Source organism: Bradyrhizobium valentinum (genome assembly GCF_001440405.1).
In the GTDB taxonomy this organism is placed as follows: domain Bacteria; phylum Pseudomonadota; class Alphaproteobacteria; order Rhizobiales; family Xanthobacteraceae; genus Bradyrhizobium; species Bradyrhizobium valentinum.
In genome coordinates this window covers 1-20,811 of sequence record NZ_LLXX01000026.1, presented here as the reverse complement: position 1 = coordinate 20,811, position 20,811 = coordinate 1, and the positions used below count along the sequence as shown (strand labels likewise).

General features: G+C 63.3%; 24 protein-coding genes. 10 read left to right on the top strand and 14 right to left on the bottom strand.

The window, feature by feature from the left end:
* Positions 1 to 134 precede the first annotated feature (134 nt).
* The 5 genes from CP49_RS03905 to CP49_RS03885 all read right to left on the bottom strand — a co-directional run bounded on the left by CP49_RS03905 (position 135) and on the right by CP49_RS03885 (position 4,936).
* Complete coding sequence (locus tag CP49_RS03905) at positions 135 to 425, bottom strand: DUF1330 domain-containing protein (protein ID WP_057848989.1); 291 nt, start codon at positions 423 to 425, stop codon at positions 135 to 137.
* A 47-nt stretch (positions 426 to 472) separates the two neighbouring features.
* On the bottom strand, positions 473 to 1,195 hold the full coding sequence (locus CP49_RS44295) for a Crp/Fnr family transcriptional regulator (RefSeq protein ID WP_057848988.1): 723 nt from the start codon (positions 1,193 to 1,195) through the stop codon (positions 473 to 475).
* Entirely contained in the window at positions 1,179 to 2,510 is a 1,332-nt protein-coding gene (locus tag CP49_RS03895) for a heterodisulfide reductase-related iron-sulfur binding cluster (protein ID WP_057848987.1), read from the bottom strand. The genes CP49_RS44295 and CP49_RS03895 overlap by 17 nt, the downstream gene beginning before the upstream one ends.
* A gap of 4 nt (positions 2,511 to 2,514) precedes the next feature.
* Positions 2,515 to 2,904 carry a RidA family protein gene (locus CP49_RS03890; protein WP_057848986.1) on the bottom strand — a complete coding sequence of 130 codons (390 nt, stop codon included), beginning with the start codon at positions 2,902 to 2,904 and terminating at the stop codon, positions 2,515 to 2,517.
* Between the two features lie 121 nt (positions 2,905 to 3,025).
* Positions 3,026 to 4,936, bottom strand: coding sequence for a DEAD/DEAH box helicase (locus CP49_RS03885; RefSeq protein WP_057848985.1), 1,911 nt, complete (start codon positions 4,934 to 4,936; stop codon positions 3,026 to 3,028).
* 318 nt (positions 4,937 to 5,254) lie between these two features.
* On the opposite strand from CP49_RS03885, the gene CP49_RS03880 reads away from it, so the two are divergent.
* The gene (locus CP49_RS03880; RefSeq protein WP_057848984.1) at positions 5,255 to 5,974 is read left to right on the top strand and encodes a DNA-3-methyladenine glycosylase I; all 720 of its coding nucleotides are present in this window, start codon (positions 5,255 to 5,257) and stop codon (positions 5,972 to 5,974) included.
* A gap of 39 nt (positions 5,975 to 6,013) precedes the next feature.
* Here the strand turns inward: CP49_RS03880 and CP49_RS03875 are convergent, their stop codons facing one another.
* Positions 6,014 to 7,246 carry a rhodanese-like domain-containing protein gene (locus CP49_RS03875; RefSeq protein WP_057848983.1) on the bottom strand — a complete coding sequence of 411 codons (1,233 nt, stop codon included), beginning with the start codon at positions 7,244 to 7,246 and terminating at the stop codon, positions 6,014 to 6,016.
* Positions 7,247 to 7,411: 165 nt separating this feature from the next.
* Here CP49_RS03875 and CP49_RS03870 point away from each other — a divergent pair, with 165 nt between their 5' ends.
* The gene (locus CP49_RS03870) at positions 7,412 to 8,335 is read left to right on the top strand and encodes a LysR family transcriptional regulator (protein ID WP_057848982.1); all 924 of its coding nucleotides are present in this window, start codon (positions 7,412 to 7,414) and stop codon (positions 8,333 to 8,335) included.
* 73 nt (positions 8,336 to 8,408) lie between these two features.
* Here the strand turns inward: CP49_RS03870 and CP49_RS03865 are convergent, their stop codons facing one another.
* Both CP49_RS03865 and CP49_RS03860 read right to left on the bottom strand, forming a co-directional pair.
* Complete coding sequence (locus CP49_RS03865) at positions 8,409 to 9,008, bottom strand: thiamine pyrophosphate-dependent enzyme (RefSeq protein WP_057848981.1); 600 nt, start codon at positions 9,006 to 9,008, stop codon at positions 8,409 to 8,411.
* Positions 9,005 to 9,571, bottom strand: coding sequence for a thiamine pyrophosphate-binding protein (locus tag CP49_RS03860; RefSeq protein ID WP_057848980.1), 567 nt, complete (start codon positions 9,569 to 9,571; stop codon positions 9,005 to 9,007). Before CP49_RS03860 ends, CP49_RS03865 begins: the two co-directional genes overlap by 4 nt.
* A gap of 463 nt (positions 9,572 to 10,034) precedes the next feature.
* Between CP49_RS03860 and CP49_RS03855 the strand changes: the two genes are divergently transcribed.
* Positions 10,035 to 10,994 (top strand): VOC family protein, encoded by a 960-nt coding sequence (locus CP49_RS03855; protein WP_057848979.1) that lies wholly within the window; start codon positions 10,035 to 10,037, stop codon positions 10,992 to 10,994.
* Between the two features lie 102 nt (positions 10,995 to 11,096).
* On the opposite strand, the gene CP49_RS48555 is transcribed toward CP49_RS03855, so the two are convergent.
* Both CP49_RS48555 and CP49_RS03850 read right to left on the bottom strand, forming a co-directional pair.
* Complete coding sequence (locus CP49_RS48555; RefSeq protein ID WP_275187196.1) at positions 11,097 to 11,231, bottom strand: hypothetical protein; 135 nt, start codon at positions 11,229 to 11,231, stop codon at positions 11,097 to 11,099.
* A gap of 62 nt (positions 11,232 to 11,293) precedes the next feature.
* The gene (locus tag CP49_RS03850; protein WP_057848978.1) at positions 11,294 to 11,533 is read right to left on the bottom strand and encodes a hypothetical protein; all 240 of its coding nucleotides are present in this window, start codon (positions 11,531 to 11,533) and stop codon (positions 11,294 to 11,296) included.
* 539 nt (positions 11,534 to 12,072) lie between these two features.
* Here CP49_RS03850 and CP49_RS03845 point away from each other — a divergent pair.
* Complete coding sequence (locus tag CP49_RS03845) at positions 12,073 to 12,300, top strand: hypothetical protein (protein WP_057849041.1); 228 nt, start codon at positions 12,073 to 12,075, stop codon at positions 12,298 to 12,300.
* Positions 12,301 to 12,413: 113 nt separating this feature from the next.
* Here the strand turns inward: CP49_RS03845 and CP49_RS03840 are convergent, their stop codons facing one another.
* The gene (locus CP49_RS03840) at positions 12,414 to 13,220 is read right to left on the bottom strand and encodes a transglutaminase-like domain-containing protein (protein ID WP_057848977.1); all 807 of its coding nucleotides are present in this window, start codon (positions 13,218 to 13,220) and stop codon (positions 12,414 to 12,416) included.
* Between the two features lie 192 nt (positions 13,221 to 13,412).
* On the opposite strand from CP49_RS03840, the gene CP49_RS03835 reads away from it, so the two are divergent.
* From CP49_RS03835 to CP49_RS03815, 6 genes are all read left to right on the top strand, one after another.
* Positions 13,413 to 13,682, top strand: coding sequence for a hypothetical protein (locus CP49_RS03835; RefSeq protein WP_057848976.1), 270 nt, complete (start codon positions 13,413 to 13,415; stop codon positions 13,680 to 13,682).
* Entirely contained in the window at positions 13,675 to 13,974 is a 300-nt protein-coding gene (locus tag CP49_RS03830) for a hypothetical protein (RefSeq protein WP_057849040.1), read from the top strand. The genes CP49_RS03835 and CP49_RS03830 overlap by 8 nt, the downstream gene beginning before the upstream one ends.
* A gap of 84 nt (positions 13,975 to 14,058) precedes the next feature.
* The gene (locus CP49_RS49125; protein ID WP_082645857.1) at positions 14,059 to 14,247 is read left to right on the top strand and encodes a hypothetical protein; all 189 of its coding nucleotides are present in this window, start codon (positions 14,059 to 14,061) and stop codon (positions 14,245 to 14,247) included.
* 42 nt (positions 14,248 to 14,289) lie between these two features.
* On the top strand, positions 14,290 to 14,568 hold the full coding sequence (locus tag CP49_RS03825) for a DUF1488 family protein (RefSeq protein WP_057848975.1): 279 nt from the start codon (positions 14,290 to 14,292) through the stop codon (positions 14,566 to 14,568).
* A 125-nt stretch (positions 14,569 to 14,693) separates the two neighbouring features.
* The gene (locus CP49_RS03820) at positions 14,694 to 16,169 is read left to right on the top strand and encodes an amidase (RefSeq protein WP_057848974.1); all 1,476 of its coding nucleotides are present in this window, start codon (positions 14,694 to 14,696) and stop codon (positions 16,167 to 16,169) included.
* Positions 16,170 to 16,410: 241 nt separating this feature from the next.
* The gene (locus CP49_RS03815; protein ID WP_057848973.1) at positions 16,411 to 17,823 is read left to right on the top strand and encodes a DUF7986 domain-containing protein; all 1,413 of its coding nucleotides are present in this window, start codon (positions 16,411 to 16,413) and stop codon (positions 17,821 to 17,823) included.
* 205 nt (positions 17,824 to 18,028) lie between these two features.
* Here the strand turns inward: CP49_RS03815 and CP49_RS03810 are convergent, their stop codons facing one another.
* From CP49_RS03810 to CP49_RS03800, 3 genes are all read right to left on the bottom strand, one after another.
* Positions 18,029 to 19,558, bottom strand: coding sequence for an ABC transporter substrate-binding protein (locus CP49_RS03810; RefSeq protein WP_197423012.1), 1,530 nt, complete (start codon positions 19,556 to 19,558; stop codon positions 18,029 to 18,031).
* A gap of 49 nt (positions 19,559 to 19,607) precedes the next feature.
* On the bottom strand, positions 19,608 to 20,558 hold the full coding sequence (locus tag CP49_RS03805; RefSeq protein ID WP_057848971.1) for an ABC transporter ATP-binding protein: 951 nt from the start codon (positions 20,556 to 20,558) through the stop codon (positions 19,608 to 19,610).
* A partial coding sequence (locus CP49_RS03800) for an oligopeptide/dipeptide ABC transporter ATP-binding protein (protein ID WP_338060326.1) occupies positions 20,555 to 20,811 on the bottom strand: 257 nt, incomplete at its 5' end. The genes CP49_RS03800 and CP49_RS03805, both read right to left, overlap by 4 nt.

Here is a 20,811-nt window from a genome sequence, read left to right as displayed (position 1 = left end):
CCTGACAACAGCAATAGCACAAGAATGGTCCGGCGAAACCCGATCTCGTTGACGTTCCGGAATGCAACAATGCCAGCACGGAACCCGCAAACAGCGCCGCGCAGCGCTGATGGCGAGGTCGATCATCTAGCCGGTCAGGGCAAGCCCCTCACCGTGAGCACGACGGCGTCGGCGCCCGCCTTGCGATCGACCGATATCTGCTGATACTCCGGCGAGTTCTGGAATTCCTTTGCCGCGGCATCATCAGGAAATTCCATGATCACCACCTTGTCGCGCGGCCACTCGCCTTCCAGCACGACCGGATGCGCGTCTGCCACCAAGAGCTTGCCCTTAAATTTACTGAACACGCCCATAAAGCGGGATTGATAGCGGTCGTAGAGCTCGCGGCGGGTGAATTTCAACTGGGCGATGATGTAAACCGACATGACTGATCCTGTGCTGGATTTCCGTTTGGGACAGCCGCGAGACCGCGCTAGTGGTTGCGTTCCCCGGCAATGAAGCCGTCGAGACGTTTCACATTGCGGATCACGATCTTGCCGCGGCTCTTCGAGATCAACCCGAGCCGCTCGAATTCGGACAGCGCGATCGCGACCCAGCTTCGGCTGACGCCGATCATCCGGGCGAGTTCCTGCTGGGTCAGGCCGACCACCGACAGGCATTGGCGCGTCGGGTCACCCTGCTCCGGCCGTGCCAGCGATTTGAGAATTGTGCCGAGCCGCACCGACGCCCGGTCCAACACCATCGGCCCGCTGCGTTCGATGCTTTCAATCGAGAGGATGGCAAGCAGCCGCGTGACGTTCCAGTGGAATGGCGGAATTTCTGCAAGGCACTGCAGGAAGTCGGCGCGCGTCATGATGGACGCAGTGGCCGCTTCCAGGGCTTCGGCCGACAATATCCGCGCCTGGCCGGTAACGGTCGCCGCCAGCCCCAGTATCGTACCGGGCAGGCAGATGCCGAAGGTGAACTCTTCTCCATTTTCGATGGTCTGAAACAGCCGCACACGGCCCTCAGTGACCAGCAGCAGCGTATCGCTCGGCTCGCCCTGATCGAACAGCACTTCCTTGGGATCGAACGACACGGCCCTCATGCGATCGAGGATCATCTGACGCTGCGCGGCGCTGAGCCCCTCCGTCGCGATGCTCCATTTCGGCGACAGCGCTCTCGCGGGAGCCTGGACGTCAGGCAGGGTTTGCATGAGCGTGTCCTTTCTCAAAACAGTCAAGCTGTCCCTTGAATTCCAGCGACGCGAAAATGGCGGGTCCATGCTGCTTGAGCCATTCCGGATCGACGTCCAGGCCGTTGGCCTGCAAATAGGGGCGGCCTTCGTCGACAATCATCTGCCAATCGTCCAGCAGTCGAAACTCCTTCAACCGATCGGAATGAGGAATACCGCCAAGCGCCTCGACCAATAGATCGGTGTAGTTGAGCACGCGGAATTTTCCACCGGCCTCGGCGCCTATGAATGTCGCGTGGCAGCCATGATAAAGGGTAACCAGAATATCGGCGCCGGTCGCCTCAGCGCGCGCGAGAAGTTCGCCGTGTTCGCGCGCGGCTAGTTCCGGCGCCTTGCTGCAGCCCGAGCCGCCGCAGGTATAGCCGGACTCAAAGACGGTTTCGATGATCTCCAGCTCCGGAATCGCGCGCAACAGCAAATCGACGTTGCGGCAAATATCGGCGCGACCGACATGGGCATGGACGATGACGCGGCGCGGAATCGGGATCACGAATTTTTCCCGCAGTAGGTCAAGTCGCCCGACGAGATATTCGGTTACATGGTCGAACTCGTAAGCAGTCTTGCGGTACCCTTCGAGGGTTTCGCCGAGGTGCAACTGGCACGTCGGGCACCAGTTCAGGACCCTTTCCGGCCTGAACCCTTCGAAGCGGTCGATCGCGTTGGCGGTGACACGCTCGCCGGTCCGAACTTCGCCTTCCCATTTGGTGGCGATCACCCCGCAGCAGGAGGACGGGCCGCCGACGACTTCATAGTCCGCCCCCAGCGCGTCGAGCAGCGCCATCGAGTTGAACAGCAAATGAGGCGTGCGCAACGCGTTGCAGCCGAGATAGAAGACGATCGGGGCGCGCCTTGGCCGGGGCGGCACGAATACCCGGCGGAATTCCTCAGGTATCAACTGCATGGCGGCCATGATCCTGATGGCGCGGGACATGCGGCGAAAGAGCTCGGGGGTTTTCGATCCACGCGACGCCGATCTGGCGCTGGCGAGTGCGAGCATCTTGCGCGGATTGATCGCCTCCGGGCAGACCGGGATGCACAGGCCGCAGCCGTTGCAGGTCGACGCCCAGACGTCCGATGCCGGATCGAGTTCTCCCTGCCCGCCGAGGAAGCCGACGATGCCGCCGACGACCTGCTCCGCCGGAGCATTCGTGGCAGCGCCATACGGAATGACGGGGCATACGCGGACGCATTCTCCGCACGTCATGCAGGCACCCGCGATGGCCTGCGCTTCGGTGGTGAGGAAATCTGCCAGCGAGCCGGGTGACGGGCGATCCATCGTATCAGTCCAGGCAAACGATGGCTTCGATCTCGACCAGCATCCGCGGATCGACGAGCTTGCTCACCTCGACCAGCGTCGCGGCAGGGCGGCCGCTGAAATAGGGAAACCGGATGTCGCGGGTGTCGCGGTTGAAGCGATCGATGTCGGTCGTGAAGATGGTGAATTTGACGACCTTGTCGAACGAGGTCGCCGCCTGCTCGAGAATGTCCGACAGGTTGGCAAAGCATTGCGTGACCTGCGCCCGCATATCACCGTCGCCGACCACTTCGCCATTTGCATCGCGCGCGGTAATTCCCGCGGTGTGCAGCAGGCGCCCGGACGAAATCACGCCCAGCGAAAACGGCACCGTCGTTTCAAAATGCTTTCCCAGCGTCAGGACTGTCCTGGCCATGCAATCTCCCGGCACCTGTTTCAATGCGCGGATACAAGGCTAATCCAGGTCTGCGGAAATCTCTGTTAAGTAGTCGGCATTCGCGTTCCGAAAAATTACTCCGGACGCGGGACCGCCACGGCTAGCCGCGAAGTTTCTTCTTTTTCTTCTTTCCGAATGCGGCTTTCGCGGGCGCTTCCCGCTCATGCCACGGCTTGCCGGCGCGGGACGGCTTGTCGCGATCCGGCTTCCTAGCGTTGAAACGCACTTGGTTAGCGAGATTCGTTTTGTCAGACGGCCTGTCATCTCCCTTGACGGGGTCGCGGTCCGGCTTGCTGCCGTGAACCTGGCCGCGCGGTTTCGGCGTCCACTCTTCCTTGCGCAGTTCCTCGCGCGGCGAGGCATTCTTCATCGCCTCGATGCGGATGCTGTCTTCCTTGTCGGGACGGCGGATTCGCGCGGCGAAGCGGTCGGCGACACGCGCGGAAATCTCGAATTCGGTGGTGGTATCGAGAATGCGGATGGCGCCTATATCGTCCTTCTTGATGCTGCCGCGGCGACACAGCATCGGCAGCAGCCAGCGCGCTTCCGCGTTCTTCCGGCGTCCGATCGCCGCGGTGAACCATACGCTGTCCTCCGCAATCCGATGGCGCGCCGGCGATTTTCCCGGCTTCGATCCGCGTCCGTCCTCGCGATCCACCCTCTCCCGCGCGCGTTCCGCACGCGATTTGACGCGATCCTCGCCGGGATCGACGATGTCCTCGGGCGAAGGCAAGCGTGCGCGATGGAGCCGCGCCAGCGCTGTGGCAATTTCCTCTACTGACCGCTCGGCGAGCAACGCCTGCGCGAGCGCCTGATCATCGGCATTCGACTCGGCAGTAAACAAATCGTCCTGCAATAGCCGCTGCTGATCGAGTTTTCGGATTTCGTCGGGCTGCGGCGCCATGCCCCAGGCCGCGTCGATGCCGGCGAGTTTGAGCAGCATGTCCGCGCGTCGCCGCCGTGCCGGCGGCACCAGCAGAATACTGACGCCCTTGCGGCCGGCGCGACCGGTACGCCCCGAGCGGTGCTGCATGACTTCCGGATCGTTCGGAAGATCAGCATGGATGACGAGATCGAGATTCGGCAGGTCGATGCCGCGCGCGGCAACGTCGGTTGCGACGCAGACGCGGGCGCGCCCGTCTCGCAGGGCCTGTAGCGCCAGCGTTCGCTCGTTCTGAGTCAACTCGCCCGACAGAGCGACCACGGAGAAGCCGCGTTCCAGCAGCGTTGCCTGCAGATGTCGCACGGCATCGCGCGTGTTGCAGAACACCAGCGTACCCGGCGATTCGAAAAAGCGCAGGATATTGACCACGGCGTGCTCGACATCGCCGGCGGCGATCCGGATCGCGCGGTATTCGATGTCGGCATGGCCGCCCTCGTCGCCCGCGACTTCGACGCGGAACGCGTCGTCCTGATACTCCTTCGCCAGCGCGACGATGCCGGACGGCAGGGTCGCCGAGAACAGCAACGTACGGCGATCGTCCGGCGTAGCCTGAAGGATGAATTCCATGTCCTCGCGAAAACCGAGATCAAGCATCTCGTCGGCCTCATCGAGCACGATCGCCTTCAGTTCCGAAACGTCGAGCCGGCCGCGCCGCAGATGATCGCAGAGCCGCCCCGGGGTTCCGACCACGATATGAGCGCCCGCCGCCAGCTCACGCTGCTCGCGGCGCGGGTCCATGCCGCCGACGCAGGATACGACGCGCGCGTCCGCGTATTGATAGAGCCAGCCAAGTTCGCGATGGACCTGAAGCGCCAACTCGCGCGTCGGCGCAACGATCAATGCCAAGGGGGCCGCGGCACGCTCGAACCGCTCGGCGCCATCAAGCAGTTTCTTGGCGATCGCCAGACCATAGGCGACCGTCTTGCCGGAACCGGTCTGTGCCGAAACCAGGAGATCGCGGCCGGCGGCGGCGTCGGCCAGCACCGCGGTCTGGACCTGTGTAAGCCGATCGAAGTTACGTTCCGCCAAAGCTCGGGCGAGCGGCGGATGGGTGGGCAATAATGTCACGAGATGTCAGACCCTGGTTGGCTCTATCAGCCGGAAAATGTTGAATACCGCCCCGAACCGAAATGGCTCGAAGCTGCGCGTTTCACGAAGCGCAGCCCTACGGCCTGACCGATTTCACTGAGGTGGGGATGCTTTAGGCGAAAACCAACCAATACGCCATCCATTCTTTGCAGATCAGCCGATCACTTCTGCGGCGGTTAACCTTTCACGCAGCATGCACCGCGACGCTGGGAATCCCGGAACGATCGGCTACACTGCGGTTTTGAAGCGTTTCGCGCCTGTTTTTCACATCAGCCGTCTTTCAAGGGGCCGTGCACCGTGACCGCGTTCAAGACCATTCGCGCCCGCGCCGAGAAGCGCAAGGGCGGCCCGAAGGCGCTCACCAAGCTGCTGCCGGCAAAGCCGGACCCGAAGACGCTCGCCAAGCTCGGCGACGACCGGATCCTGGCCGAAATGACCAAGCGGGTGTTCTCCGCGGGCTTTGCCTGGAGCGTGATCGAGAACAAATGGGCAGGCTTCGAGAAGGCGTTTCTCGGCTTCAAGCCGGGCCCGCTGTCGCTGAAGCCGGACGAGTTCTGGGATGATCTGATGAAGGACACGCGGATCGTCCGCAACGGCGCCAAGATCATGTCGGTGCGCGCCAATGCAGGCTTCGTCCGGGACATCGCCAAGGAGCATGGCAGTTTCGGCAAGTTCCTCGCCAATTGGCCGTCTTCGGACGAGGCCGGGCTGCTCGAATTGCTGGCCAAGCGCGGCAGCCGGCTCGGCGGCAACACGGGACAGATGATGCTGCGCTTCCTCGGCTGGGACGGGTTCGTCACCTCCAGGGACGTGGTGCTCTGCCTGCGCGATGCCGGGCTCGACATCGCGGAGACCGTCACCTCCAAGCGCGACCTCGCCAAGGTGCAGGCGCAGTTCAATGCATGGGCCGAGGAGACCGGGCTTGCTTATGTGCAGCTCTCGCGGATTTGTGCGCTGTCGATCGGCGAGAACTACACGGCCGAGAAGCTTGAGAGCATGATGGGCGTGGACGATTGATCCGGCTTCGCTCTTTGAGTTACGGCGGGACAAGTGGAATCATATAACGAAGAATCCATGCGTGGCGTCGCGGCGGAGCTGTTCAACGAGGCCGTATTCCCAGTCGAGATAGGCCTGCATCGCGCTTTCCCTGACATCGGTGCCCTCATAGGGCCGGCGATAGCGGTGTGACGGATCGGGCTTTGGAATCACCTGCGGCGGTCCGATCTCGAGTTCGCGATCATAGCCGCCTTCGAGCACATAGGTCTCCCATCCCATCTGCGCGAGCCAGGACGCGGTCATGTCGGCGCGGACGCTTCTATTGTCCGTCAGCACGATGCGTGCGCCGCGTACCGGGGCGGCCATGTCGATCTCCTGCACCAGTTGCCCGCCGGCATAATGGCGGAAGCCCGCGAGATGGCCGGCCGTGTATTCCTCCTCCGAGCGGACGTCGAAGCGGTACAGCGTGCGATCGGACTGCGCCAGCAGCGCCGCCATGTCCGCAAACCCGATGTGCCGGACGCCGGCGCGATAGGCGACGTCGCGCGCATTGGCTTCGCCGCCATTAATGGCGCCAATCTCGCCGCGCCTGCTGGAGCCATGTTCGAGACCCTGTTTGGCCAAGGTCCAGCCGATCGTTCCGTTGCGCAGCGCCCGCACCTTATTGGTGACGCCGGCATTGATCAGCGACTGGGCACCGATGATCGAGCGGGTGCGGCCGGCGCAGTTGACGATGATGGTGGTTTCGGGGTCCGGCGCGGCGCGGCCTGCGCGCAGCACCAGTTCTGCGCCGGGCACGCTGATCGAGCCGGGGATATTCATGGTCGCGTATTCGTCGAACCGGCGGACATCGAGGATTTGAATGTTGGCGCTGCTCGCGATCAGGGCGCTGACTTCCTCGGCGGCCAGCGAAGGCGTGTGGCGGCGATGCTCCACCAGTTCGCCAAAGGCCTTGGCATAGGAATTGACATCCTGGAACAGTTCATAGCCGGCCGACTTCCAGCCCTGCAGCCCGCCGTCTAGTTGGCGGACATCGCCGTAGCCCAGCGCCGTGAGCCGCTCCGCCGCCACGGCAACGAGGCCCTCGCCGTCATCATAGAGGACGATCGGAACGTCCTTGCGCGGTAGCCGCGCTTCGGCCTCCAACGTGATCCGTTCGGCCGCCATGTTGGCGGCAAACAGGGGATGGCCGGTGGCGAAGACGGCCTCGTGCCTGACATCGAGCAGCGCGATTTCTTCGCGCAACAGCAACGCGGTGCGGACTTGTGAGGGACTGACAGAGGGGACGGTCATGGATCGTGGATTCCGGATGAGGATCGTTGCTCCATTAACAGCATCGAGAGCGGCGCGTCACGTCGGCCGAAGCCATTAACTCTCATGTCATCGAACATTGAACTGATTGCACCGACGTCCCGGAAACGGCGTATGATATCAGCCAGATGAGCAGCTAGGCCCCCGATGGACCTCAAACAATTGCGCACCTTCCGCGCCGTCGCCGAGCTCGGCAGCCTGAGCAAGGCGGCCGACCGGCTGCGCGCCGCGCAGCCCGCGCTGAGCCGGCATATCAAGCTGCTGGAGCACGAGCTTCGCGTCGAGCTGTTCGTCCGCAACGGGCGCGGCATGCTGTTGACCAGCGCCGGCCGGATGCTGCTCGACCGCACCACCGGCCTGATCCGCCAGATCGAGCAGGTCAGCGACGACCTCAAATCGGCGAACGGCAATCCGTCGGGCCGCGTCATCCTCGGGATGGTGCCGACGGTAAGCGCGGTACTGTCGGGGCGATTCGCCCGCCGCGTCCTCAACGAGTATCCCGACGTCTCGCTGCGCATCGTGGAGAGCTACGGCGGGCACCTGGTCGAGTGGCTGCACCGCGGCGAAATGGATCTCGCGATCATCTATGGGCCGGCGGTCGATCTGCATCTTCAGGTCCAGTCCATCGGACGGGAGGATATCGTCGCCGTTGGGCCGCCGGGCTCGGGCTTGAACAAGCGGAAGCAGGTCGACCTCAAATGGCTGGTGAAGCAGAAGCTGATCCTGCCCAGCATCTCGCATGGTTTGCGGGCGCTCTTGGAGAAGGCGCTGGCGCGCGAGAAGCTGAAGCTCGACGCCACGATCGAGGTCGATTCCTACCGCGCCCAGATCAGCCTGATGGAGGAGGGGCTCGGCTATACGTTGCTGCCGCCCTCGGCCATCCGCACCGAAGTGGCGGCGAAACGCCTGGAGATGGCGGCCGTGAGCCCTTCTGTGTCGCGCGAACTGATCCTGGCCTCGCCGATCGCCCATCCGCCCTCGATCGCAACGACGACGATTGCGACGCTGATCGTGTCGGAGATCCAGCAGCTCTCCCGGGAGGGGCGCTGGAAGATCAACATGACGGCGTAATGCTGCCGGGCACTCCTGCCTCGTTATGCCCGGGCTTGTCCCGGGCATAACGACGTCGTGTCGGTAGCATTCCTCAATTATAAAGCGCCTCGTCTCCCAGCACCGATTGCCGGAAGCGCGTCGCCAGGATGACGCCATCCGCCGGCGGCATCACGAACACCAGCGCCTCGGGATTGATCTTGATCTGCGCAAACGCCGTTCCCCTTCCCGCATGCGCGAGCTCGCGGAGCTCGGTGACTTCGGCCATCGTGCGCACGATGCGCGAGGTGCGGATGCCGCAGGCGGTTGCGATGGCGGCGAGGTCGACGCCGGAAGCGGTCGGGGTTTTCTGCATGCCGGTCTCGCCGAAGCGCTCATTGTCGAGCACGGCGACCGTGAGATTCTTCGGCGCCTCGACTGCGATGGTAGCGAGCGAGCCGATGTTCATCAGCATTTCGCCGTCGCCGGTGATCACGAGCACCTTGCGCTTGGGCTGCGCCAGCGCCAGCCCAAGCCCGATCATGGCAGCAGCGCCCATCGCCCCCCAGAGCGGGAAATTGTTGGGATGATCGCCGGCGGCGGAGACATCCCAGTTCGGCGCGCCGAGGCCGGCGATGACGAGGAGATCGGCGCGGTCACGCAACAATTCGTTGACGACGTCGCGGCGATGCAGAAGCGCGTTCGGGTTGGTCATTTGCGGGCAAGCTCCTTGAAATTCTTGGCGCCGAGCACGCGCTGTCCGATCAGGACCGCCACCGGCTTCCAGGTATTGAAGGCGAGATTTGCCGCGCCCTGCACGGTGGAGGCCACGAGATCAGGCTCGTCCACTTTGTTCACGATCACGCCCATGGCCTCGAGCGAAGGGCGTGTCCCCTGCCCCATCGGAATCTGCCATGGATTGAACTCGCCCCAATCGCCGCGCATGGTGACGATCATCAGAAGCGGCATGTGGCAGATGACCGGCAGCGACAGCATGTTGATGCAGTTGCCGACGCCGCTCGATTGCAACAGCAGAACGCCGCGCTCGCCGCCGAGCCACGCACCGGCCAGCATCGCCACGCCTTCCTCTTCCGTCGTCAACGTCACGACGCGGGTTTCGGGATCGGCCTCGAAGGAGCGGATCAGACGGCTGTGGCCGGCATCCGGCACCATGGCGACCTGGCGAACGCCGGCATCCTTCAGCGCGCGGTAGATCTCGTCCGGCCATGTCGGCAGCGCGGCCGGCGCCTCGCTCCGCGATTTTGCTGCTTCCGCCATCGGGCTCAGTTTCCTCTGCGATTCCTGACTTGAGTTGCACGGAGAATAGATCGCGGCGGGGATTCAAGGAATTTGAATGTGGACATGGCTTCTATCGCAAAATTGAAAGGCTGGAGGTGGGGATGCGGATGATCGGGGCCTCGCCCTTCGAGACGCCCGCCTTTGGCGGGCTCCTCAGGGCGGAGAAACAAGCAATTTGCTGTCGTCCCTGCGAACGCAGGGACCCATACTCCGCGGCAGTTCTTGTTAGAAAAGACAGACAACTACGACCTCACAAACAACTTCGGCCGGTGGCTACGGGTCCCTGCGTTCGCAGGGACGACGTGAGGATAGATTTCGGGTTCGACCGTCAAACAGCTCGCGACTTCGTCGCGCCCCGGAATGACGACGGGAGCGGCGCTACTTCGGCTTGGAATCCGGCGCAAGATTTGCTTCGCTGTGGCGATTGCCAGAAGGAGCTTTCATGACCATCGACCTGACCCGCCGCACGCTGCTTCACCTCGCAGGCGCGTCCTCCCTGGGCGCGGCGGCCGTTGCTGCGGCGCAGGCGGAGGGCACCAGCGGCGGGCCGACCTTCGCCAACCGGACGCCGATGCGCGTCGGCATGGTGACCTTGCGCGTGCGCAATCTCGATCTCGTTACCGATTACTATCGCGACGCGATCGGGCTTACCGTCATGCAGCGCACGGCAACCGGCGCCCGTCTCGGCGCGGGCGGCGTGCCGCTGCTCGATCTCTCCTTACGCGCGGGCGCCCCCGCCGAGGCGCGGAACGCGGCGGGCCTCTATCACACCGCGTTCCTGATGCCGACGCGCAAGGATCTCGCGCGCTGGCTGGTGCACGCGGCAAAGAACAAGATTCCGCTCTCCGGCTTCGCCGATCACCTCGTCAGCGAGTCCGTCTATCTCGACGATCCCGAAGGCAACGGCATCGAAGTCTACGCCGATCGCGCGCCCGAGACCTGGAAATGGGATGGCGGCTCGGTCGCGATGGCAACTGACCAGCTCGACATTGACGGCCTTCTGGCGCTGACGGATACGCGAACGACCAACTATGCCAAGGCCCCCGATGACTTGCGCATCGGCCATATGCACCTGCGGGTCGGCGATCTCGAACAGGCGGACCGCTTCTACAGTGGCGTCATCGGTTTCGATCCGACGCGTAAGCGGAGCGGCGCGGCGTTCCTGTCCTCGGGGCGCTATCACCATCACCTCGGCCTCAACGTCTGGCAGAGTGCCGGCGCGGGCCAGCGCGACGACACGACGACGGGACTTGCGTGGTTTTCGCTGGAGATCGCGGCGCCCGAAATCCTGCAAGCACAGGAGCAACGTTTGCGGCAAGCCGGTGCGCCGGCTGCGGCGATCGAGAACGGCATCGAGACCGTCGACCCCTGGGGCACAAAGGTGCGGCTGATCAAGGTCTGATGCTGGCAGCGATCGTCGATGGCTCCTGCCCAGCATGGCCCGATAGGCCATGCGACCGCGGGGCGGAAAATGAGATCCGTCCCCGCCAAGCGGTACCGAACGCTATTTTTTCTTGCCGGACCCCAAGGTCGGCTGCCAGCCGCCGGTCTTCTGGCTTGGCGCCGCGGCAATCACCTTGATCTTCTCCTTCTTGGGTTTCTTGACTTCCCGATTGCCTCTTTGCTCGCCTTTAGCCATGTCGATCTCCGTGGGTTGATGGTAATGCCGGAGCCAATGCAGATCCGGCTAGATATCGTCGACTAGAATCGGGGCGCGTCCAGATCATACCTGACCTTCAACGTCCTGATCAGATCGAGCGTGCAGGTGCGATAAAAGTTATCGCCCTCCGACGTTGGCCGACTGATGCTCGCGCTCCATCCGTAAGCATCGTCGAAAACAAACATCGTCATCCCCGAAGGCCAGGGACCATGAAGCGCCCTTGCCTGCTCGACAATCATATCCTGGAGTTCGGCGGCGGTCTTGAAGGGTCTGACGCTCATGGCTTGCCTCCGGACCTATCCATTTAGGATCGCCGCTGCCACCACCAACAGAAAAAGGAAGAGCGGGACGATGACCGGTGGCACGATCCAGTCGGCCAAGCGAAATCGAGACAACGGAAGCTCCCTTCTCGGCGGGAGCGCTCGTTACTCTCAGTCACCGATGGACGCCATGGAAAACGCGGTGATGGTGAACTCTAGGCTTAGGTGCCGCGGATAGCGAGCGCCAAAGCGCCACAGGACGCACATTTGGCCAGGTGCCGCTTGCTGCGATCGACACTGGAGGCGCGTCATAAGCGCCGACCCTTTGCCATCGCTGGCCGCGGGATTTCCCTCGACATCGCGGCGGAAAGAGCGTCTGCTACACCGGTCACCGCCCATCCAGGCCGCAAGGCGACGGGCGTCTGGGTCGATTCCGACGCGGCCCAGCTAATCTCCGGCAAGATCGGACAACATCTCTCCATCTTATGCCGCCGCCGATTCAGACCAGCCCCTCAGCCGGATCCAACGGGATCATCGCGGTGAACGCGAAAGGAATGACGATGAAAAAACCCCTGCTTTCCATTGAAGAACCTGAGCCGAAGAAGGCGGTGCGGGCCGACAGGCCGCCGACTGAAGGGTTCGCGACGATTGTCGACGGCCATTTCAAGTCGCAATTTGATACGGTCGAGGCTGCGGAAGCCTCCGGCCGCAAGCTGAAGACCGCCTATCCGATGCTTCAGGTCCAGATCTACGATGCCGCCATGAAGGTGCGTACCTTGGTGAGCTAGCAAAGTTGGCTGTCGCGCCGCCATCGTCCGGGCAGAGCAAGCCCCCTACCAGCCGGCCTCCTCCATCTCAGCAACCGCGGCAGATCAAGCGGGTCGACGTGTGACGATCCGTGTCACGCAACCTCGTCGGTCCAGACCTTGAAGCCGACCAATGTGTTTGGCCCGAAGGTCTGGGTGATCGGCACATCGGAGGCATCGCGGCCCTGCGCGATCAGGATGCGACCGATCCTCGGCACGTTGTTGCGCGGATCGAAAGTGCGCCAGTGTCCGCCGAGATAGGCTTCGAACCAGCCGGCGAAATCGCCAGCGGGCCAGGGTTTCGGCGTGCCGATGTCGCTGAGATAGCCCGTGCAATAGCGCGCGGGAATGTTCATGCAGCGGCAGAACGCAACGGCGAGATGAGCGTAATCGCGGCAGACGCCCTTGCCTTCCTCGTAAGCCTCCCACGCCGTCCTGGTGGCGCGCGCGTGCTCATATCCGAAGGCGATGTGACGGTGGACGAAATCGCAGATCGCCTGGACCCGCGCCCAGCCTGACGCCGTTTTCTCGAACAATTGCCAGGCGATTTCCGAAAGCCGGTCGGTCTCGCAATAGCGGCTGCCAAGCAGATAGACCAGGGTATCCGCGGGCAGATCCTCGACCGCGTGCTGTATCGCCGAAGCAAACACCGGATCGGGCAGGCCGCTGTCGCGCACGACGCCATCGGCCGCAAGACGCACGCGGCCGGCGGGCGCAACCATGCGGCTGCACCAGTTACCGAACATGTCGCGATAGGGCGTGATCTCGACGACCGGGTCGGTGGTGAGGAAGTCCGGCACGATGACATCGGACGCACGCGTGAAGTGTGTGCCCAGCACCATGATCATCGGCGTCGGCTGTGGAAAATCGTAGAGCATTTCGAATCCGACGCGAATCTTCACTCGAAAGGCCTTTCCGGCTGCTGACTGATCGAGATGGCTACGAAACCGTCCAATACAAGGCGCTGGCTGCCTTATTCAATCAAATGCGGCCGGCCTGAAGAAAACGATAGCTAATTGCCGCAAAAGCGCGCACGCTGCGACGATGTCCGCAAAATATGATGTCTTCGTGCGCAGATACGCGAGGCTGCCCGCATGACCACACGCACGCGACGGGAAACGGTTCATTTCAGGCATCCGTTCCGCATCAAGGGTGTCGACCGGCAGCTCTCGCCTGGAGCTTACGAAATCATTACCGACGAGGAGATGATCGAGGGTCTTTCGTTCCCGTGCTTTCGGCGTGTCGCCACCATGATCATGGTTCCCGGCGCGCCGCCGCAACGTTCCGCGATGGAAATGATCTCGATCAGTTCGGTTGATCTGTCCGACGCGCAACGCATCGATGCGAGTGCGCCGCGTGACTGAGACCCCGATCGAGCTCGACAAGCATCGCGGCATGGCAGCGCAGAAGGCAACCGATATCCGCCGCATCCTCGCCGAAGTCGAGGCCAACGCGAAGCTGCTGCGTGACAAGCAGGGCGTTGTCGAAATCGAGATCCTCGCCGCGCCGGCCATGTCGTGGCCCGAGGCGGTAGCCAAGGCGCGTTACGTGCTCAATCTGTACTCCGCCGGTCTCGCGCCGACCGACACGCATCACCGCGACCTCGTGGCCGCAGTGCTCGCGGACCTCACCCGCCTCTCGGGAGAAGAGACCTGAACAAACCAATGTTCAGCCGCAACGGCCAGCTCCTTCATCCCGCCCGTTCCGACCAGAATCGGACGGCCCAACTGAAAGCACCTGATGCAAAATCTCTCGCCTCGTCACGTCATGACGGAAGAATCGCTTCGCCTCGGGGTCGAGTCCGGCTGGTACTCGACCAAGGTCAGTGGAACCTTCGTCTCGGGCCCGCATTCTTCCGAAGCGGACTGCCTGCGCAGAATCGCAGAAATCAATCCGCCGCCGGTAGCAAAAAAGAGAGGGTTAGCCTGATAAGGCGATGGTAAGATCGTTCCGTTTCGGGAGGAAAGCCTGATGACGTTCGCGCGCGGCAACATCCGAGGCTATGACGACGACCGGATGGTCCTGCTGTTCTCCATGATGGACGGCGCCAGGGAAGTGCCCTGCGCCGTCAGCGCTTCGGCGATGGACGATCTGGAACACGTGCCGCGGACGCCGGCAGGCCAGCGCGAGGAGCAGTTCGCGCGCCTGCGAGACCGGATCGAGGCGTGCGCCTCCCGCAAATTCCAGGCGCGGGAGTTCGAAGGCACTCCCCCCGGCATCATCGTGCGCAGCATAGATTTCCGTTCCTGAAAACGCAGCCGCTCAACGGCCGTCGGGAAAGTCACGATGAACCGATCTGCGGACCGTTGAAAAACAGTTCCGCCTTTCCCCGATCATGTTCTAAGGTCCCAGCTATTTTCGAGGGGACCGATTGCATGAACTTGGCGATGAGCTGGGATGAATGGGCCGTGCATGACGGCGTTGCGCTGGCGGCACGCGTCGCGAAGGGTGAATTGACGGCTGCCGAACTGGCGGCGCAGGCGGCTGCGGCGATCGCCAAGGTCGATCCCCCGCTTTCAGCCGTCGTCGAGGTGTTTGAGGATGCGATCACCGATCCCGGCACCGACGGAACCAATCTCGCCGGGCCGTTTGCCGGCCTGCCCTTCCTGATGAAGGACCTCGGCCCGACATTGAAGGGCCGCCTGCAGGAAATGGGCTCGCTCTATATGCGCGGCAACCGCGCCGCGGCCGACACGTTCCTGACGACGAAAATGCGCGCCGCCGGACTCAATTTGATCGGGCGCACCACCACGCCGGAATTCGGGGTCTGCAGCTCCGCGGAGAATCCCGCGGTCTATGTCACGCGCAACCCCTGGAATACCGACTACACCACCTGCGGATCGTCGGCCGGCAGCGCCGCGATGGTCGCCGCCGGCGCCGTCCCGATCGCGCATGCGACCGATGGCGGCGGCTCGATCCGGATTCCGGCCGGCGTCAACGGCAATATCGGGCTGAAGGTGTCGCGCGGCGTGTTCTCGCTATCGCCGCATCTGTCCGATCTCAGCGGCCTGGTCTCCATCCAGGGCTGCCAGTCGCGCACGGTGCGCGACACCGCAGCCTTCGTCGATGCCTGCCGCGGTCCGGCGCCGGGCGAATTCATGCCGTTCTGGAGTTCGCCGGAGCCCTATACGAGGATGATCTCGCGCGATCCCGCGCGGCTGAAAATCGCGCTCTCGCACCAATGGGGCGACTATCAGGCGACGCCGCATATCGCCGCCGAGCTGGAAAAGGCCGGGCGTTTTCTGGAAGGCCTTGGCCATCATGTCGATTACGCGTTGCCTGACGTGAATTATCGCGACGCCTTCGCGGCGCAGACCACCTGCTACATCAGCAATTTTGCGGTCGTGATCGGCAACATGCTCGCGCCGCGGGGACTGGAGCGGCCGCCGGCCGATCTCATCGAGCCCGTCAACGTCCGGATCTGGGAGGCGGGCCGGCATATCAGCTTTGCCGACCGGGCCCGCATGCAGGCGGTGTTCAACACGACCTCGCGCGGCTTCGGCGCCTTCTTCGAGGACTGGGACATCATCCTCACCCCGATTACGGCGTTGCCGACGCCGAAAGTCGGCACCACGGAGTATCTCACCATCAGCGACAATCCGTCGGTGCTGGACTGGTTCGGCAACCTCTGGCGTAATTTTGCCTTCACGCCGCTCGCCAATCTCTGCGGCATCCCCGCGATCTCGCTGCCGCTCGCAGCCCACGACAACGGCCTTCCGCTCGGCATTCAGGCGATCGCCAAGCAGGCCAATGACGGGCTATTGTTGCAACTGGCCGCGCAGATCGAACGGGCGATCGGTGGCAAGTGGAATGCCGGGCAGAAGCCCGGCGTGCATGTGACGACGGGGTGAGCGGCGGTTGATCTCAGCGGTCATTGCGAGCGCAAGCGAAGCAATTTCATCGCGCCGCGGCAAGAATGACTCCAAAGGCATTCGCCGAAACCACGACCACCGCGATCGAGCCCGGAACCAGTGCAACCTCGGAGCCGGACCGGCACTGACCAACCCCTGTTGATTTCGCGAGGAGTGAATTGCAGACTTTCGTCGCAAAGATAGAGTAATGCGCGGACCGCGGCGATGGTGGAACCGAACTATGGCACGCAAGCATTTGCTCGACGGGCTGATGAAATGGGCAACGCGCGAAGAATGGCGCGACCGGTTTGAAGCGGTCCTTGAAGAGCATGTGCTGCCCACCTGCGACGAGACCGACCTCGAGCCCGGCGACATCCTGTCGATCCTCGGCAAGGATCTCTTCATGAGCACGGTCTGGGCCTGCGCCTTCGAGGACATGCTGACGCGGGAATTCGACGACGGGAACAGTATCGTCGACGATTATCTGAAGCACCGCGGATGGAAGGAAACCGCAACTGTTCGCGCCTATATGACCGCATTGCGAAATTCCGTGGTCAGTCTCTATGAAGTAAGCGATGTCGTCCTCGACAAATCGTTCCGCGCGCGCGACCTCGTGCGCGGAGGCGACCCAGTCCTGATCAGCGAGCGATCGGCAACCCGCTCCCTCAAACAATGGGACCGCTTCGCCGGGCGTGTCATTCAGGTCGGACAGCAGACCCAGATCAGCGGCGGCGTATTGCTGTACGAGCACGAGACGTCGGAGGACCTTGTCGAAGGCCTTCGCAGCATCGGCAAGCTAACCAGGAAGCAAAAGCAGGCGCTTGCCAGAGAGATCGGAGAGGATTTCGACCCAGTTGCGATTGCCAGGCTTTCGGAGACTCAAAGGCTTCGTGCGGTGAGCGCGGTATTCACGACCTGCTGGCTCCTCGACGCGATCGATCGGGCCCTTCAGCCGAAAACTCCCGACTTGCGCAACACCGATGGCGATGAACTAAAGCCATGCACGGTTTGCTACCCGCTCGCCAACGGCACGGCGGAGGACGATATACGCATCGCGCTGGATTCGTGCGCCGATCTCCGGCCGGTAACCGCCACGCAATGGAATTGGGTCCGCCCAAAGACGCGCGCTGTTGCAGCGGCCGCCCGAGCTCGACCGTCGAAATCCCTGACCATCGAATCGACGTGCGACGACGGCGCGCTGTCGCTCGGCAGCGTGGAGCTGAACGGCAGAACCCTGGTGCTTTCCGTCAATTCGCTGGAGCGTTCGGAACGGGGGCGTGAACTGTTGTCCGCGATACTCGGAGAGCGCGTCGGGCAGCCCGCGGTCGAGATAGAAACTATCGAGCAAATGTTAGAGTCAGGCGATGCTGATGAACCTCAACAGATCGATCTTTCCGAGGAGGAGCGGCGCGCCATCGTCCACGAATACATGGACCGACATTATCGCGACACGCTCGATGAGCCGGTCCCGATGCTCGGAAACAAATCGCCGCGCGCCGCGGTCAAGACCAAAAGCGGACGCGCAAAAGTCGTCGACTGGCTCAAGATGATGGAGAACCGGACGGCCAAGGCCGGCGAATCCGACACTGCGATGGCGAGTTACAGCTTCGGCTGGATGTGGACGGAATTGGGCGTCGACGACCTGAGACGATAGGCGCATCACCGGGTTTATTTGCCGCGCTTGCCCCGCGTCATTGCGAGCGCAGCGAAGCAATTCATCTCACCTCAGCAAGAAGGAATGGATTGCTTCGCGGCGCCTGTCATCGGGCGCGCATTCGCGCGACCCGTTGGCTCGCAATGACGGTGGAAACGGCACCAGCCCACATAGCGCTGCCCGGGCCGTTGAATCCGCGTCTGCCCTACTTCCACTTCGCCAGATAGAAGCGCGGCAACTCGTCCGGGTACGGCGTGAAGTCGAGCTGCTTGGAGTGGCCGTAGGTCGTCACATAGGTGTGCAGCGGCGCCCAGTAGGCCTGTTCGGTGATCTTCTTGATCGCCATCGAATAGGCCTCCTTGCGCACCTCCGGATTGATGGATGATCCGCCCTGGAGCAGCCATTTCTGCACGTCCGCATCGCGCGCATAGTCGTCGGCGCCGCCATCGAAGAAGTTGGGCATAATGGCCGAGACGTCGTTGATCGAGTAGCTGCCCCAGCTACCGAGATAGGCGCGCAGTTCGCCCGCCTTGGCGCGTTGGATCAGAGCCGCCGTCTGGAGCTGGTTGAGCTTGGCGCGGATGCCGACCGCATGCAGGTAGTTCTGAACGGATGATCCCCATTGCGGCAGCACGTAGCTTGCAAGCTCCACCTCAAAACCGTCGGGATAGCCGGCCTCCGCTAGAAGCTTCTTTGCCTTCGCGGGATCGTAGTCGTAGGCCACCGCGGCCTCGGCATCGCAGCCGAACTGCGACGGGAAGCACGGCGCTGACGGAACGCGGCTGCCGCCGGTGACGAGCTTGTCGGCGATCGCCTTGCGGTCGATCGCATGCCAGATCGCCTGACGCACCTTCTGCTTGGTCAGCGGATTGTCGGCGCCGGTGCGGCCGCTGGCGTCGAGTGAGAGGTAACCGATCCGCATCGACTCCTTGCGCACCGCCTGCAGATGCGGCATCCGGTTCACGGGCTCGAGCTGATCCGGGTTCATGTTCCAGATCCAGTCGGCGCGGCCGGCGAGCAATTCCGTCATTTCGGTGCCGGCATCCGGCACGAAGCGCACGCTCATCTTCTTGATCGCCGGCTTGCCCTTGGGGCTGCCGGCCCAGTAATCCTCGAACCGCTCGAAGTCGATGGAGACACCGGGCTCGACCTTGGTGATCTTGTACGGGCCTGCGCCGACAGGCGCCTTGGCGTAGCCTTCCGCGCCGACCTTCTCGCGATAGGCCTTGGGATAGATCGGCAGCACCAGCGCAAAATATTCGAGCGCCGCGGGATTCGGCCGCTTGAGCTTGACGCGCACCGAAAGATCGCCGGTCTTTTCCGCCTTGTCGATCCAGTTGTAGTTCGACGGCGTCGATACGCGGCTCGCCGGATCGGCCACGAGGTTGATGGTGTAGACGACGTCGTCGGCGGTGAACGCGCTTCCGTCGTGGAACTTGACGCCCGGCCGCAGTGTGAACTCGATCGTGGTCGGATCCGGGAACTTCCACTCGGTTGCCAGCAGCGGCTCGAGCTTGAAGGTATCCGGATTGCGATAGACCAGCGCGTCCCAGCCCTGATGGTGCATCACCACGCCGGTGCGCAGGTTGTTGTAGAAGGGGTCGACGTTGGGAAGCGCGTCGCGCATCACGATCCGCAGCGTATCGGCGGATTTCTGCGCCGCCGCGGGCGCCACACCGACGCCGAGCAGAGCCGCTACCAGAATTGCGCCGCCGAGCTTGTTTTGCATACGCATATCGCCCTCCATTATCAGTGTTTTGTGAAGTGGCGTGATGAAGCACGCCTTAGGCCAGATGACATTCTACCATTCCCTGGGGAGGGCGGACCATGCGCGTTGGTGCCTCATGGCGGCAGCGTTCGACCGCAATGCGGCAGCGCGGATTGAACCGGCAGCCCGGCGGAATATTGGCCGGATCCGGCATGGCGTCGCCGAGGCCGATGTCCGGCACGCCCTTGCCCGGCTCCGGTGTCAGCACACTTTCCAGCAGCACCTGCGTATAGGGATGCCGGGGCTCGCGAAACAGCGCGTCGGTTTCGTTGCGCTCGACGATCCGGCCGAGATACATCACCGCGACTTCACTCGCCACGTGCTCCACGACCGCAAGATTGTGGCTGATGAAGAGATAGGTCAGCCCGAGATCGCGGCGCAGGTCGGCCAACAGATTTAGGATTTGCGCCTGCACCGAGACGTCGAGCGCGCTGGTCGGCTCGTCGCAGATCACGATCCGCGGTTCCAGCACCAGCGCCCGCGCAATCGCCGCCCGCTGGCGTTGCCCGCCGGAGAGCTGCGCCGGCATGCGCTCGCCCATGGCGGCCGAAAGGCCTACACGCTCGAGAATGCCGCCGACCCGGCGCCCGATCTCACCGCGCGAGAATGTGCCCTGGGCTTCCAGCGGTAGCGCCACAATGTCCTTGATGCTCCGGCGCGGGTTAAGCGAGGCGAATGGATCCTGGAATACGGGCTGGATCAGCCGGGCACGCGCCTTGCGGTCGAGATCGAACAAGCGCTTGCCGTCGACCAGCACGGTCCCTGCCGTCGGCTTCAGCAATCCGAGGATCATGCGCGCGAGCGTGGATTTGCCGCAGCCGGATTCGCCGACGACGCCGAGCACGCTGCCCGCCGGCACGCTGAAGGTCACGTCGTCGACCGCGACCACGCGCTTTTCCGCCGACATCAACCCGGTGTGGACGCGGAACTCACATCGCAGCTTCTCAACCTCGATCGCGGCGGTCATGCGGGTTGTAGCTCCGCCCAGTCCGGCTCGAGCCGGCAAAGATAGTCGTGCGCGTTGCTCGCCGGCCGCCGCGGAATTGCACGCGCGCATGTCTCGTCGGCATAGGCGCAGCGCGAGCGAAAGGCGCAGCCGGCAAAGCCCGGCCCGATCGCCGGCACCACGCCCGGGATCGAGCCGAGCGGCTTGTCGCGCTGCACGCGGCCCGGCACCGGCACGCAGGACAGCAGCCCGCGCGTGTAGGGGGGTTGCGGCG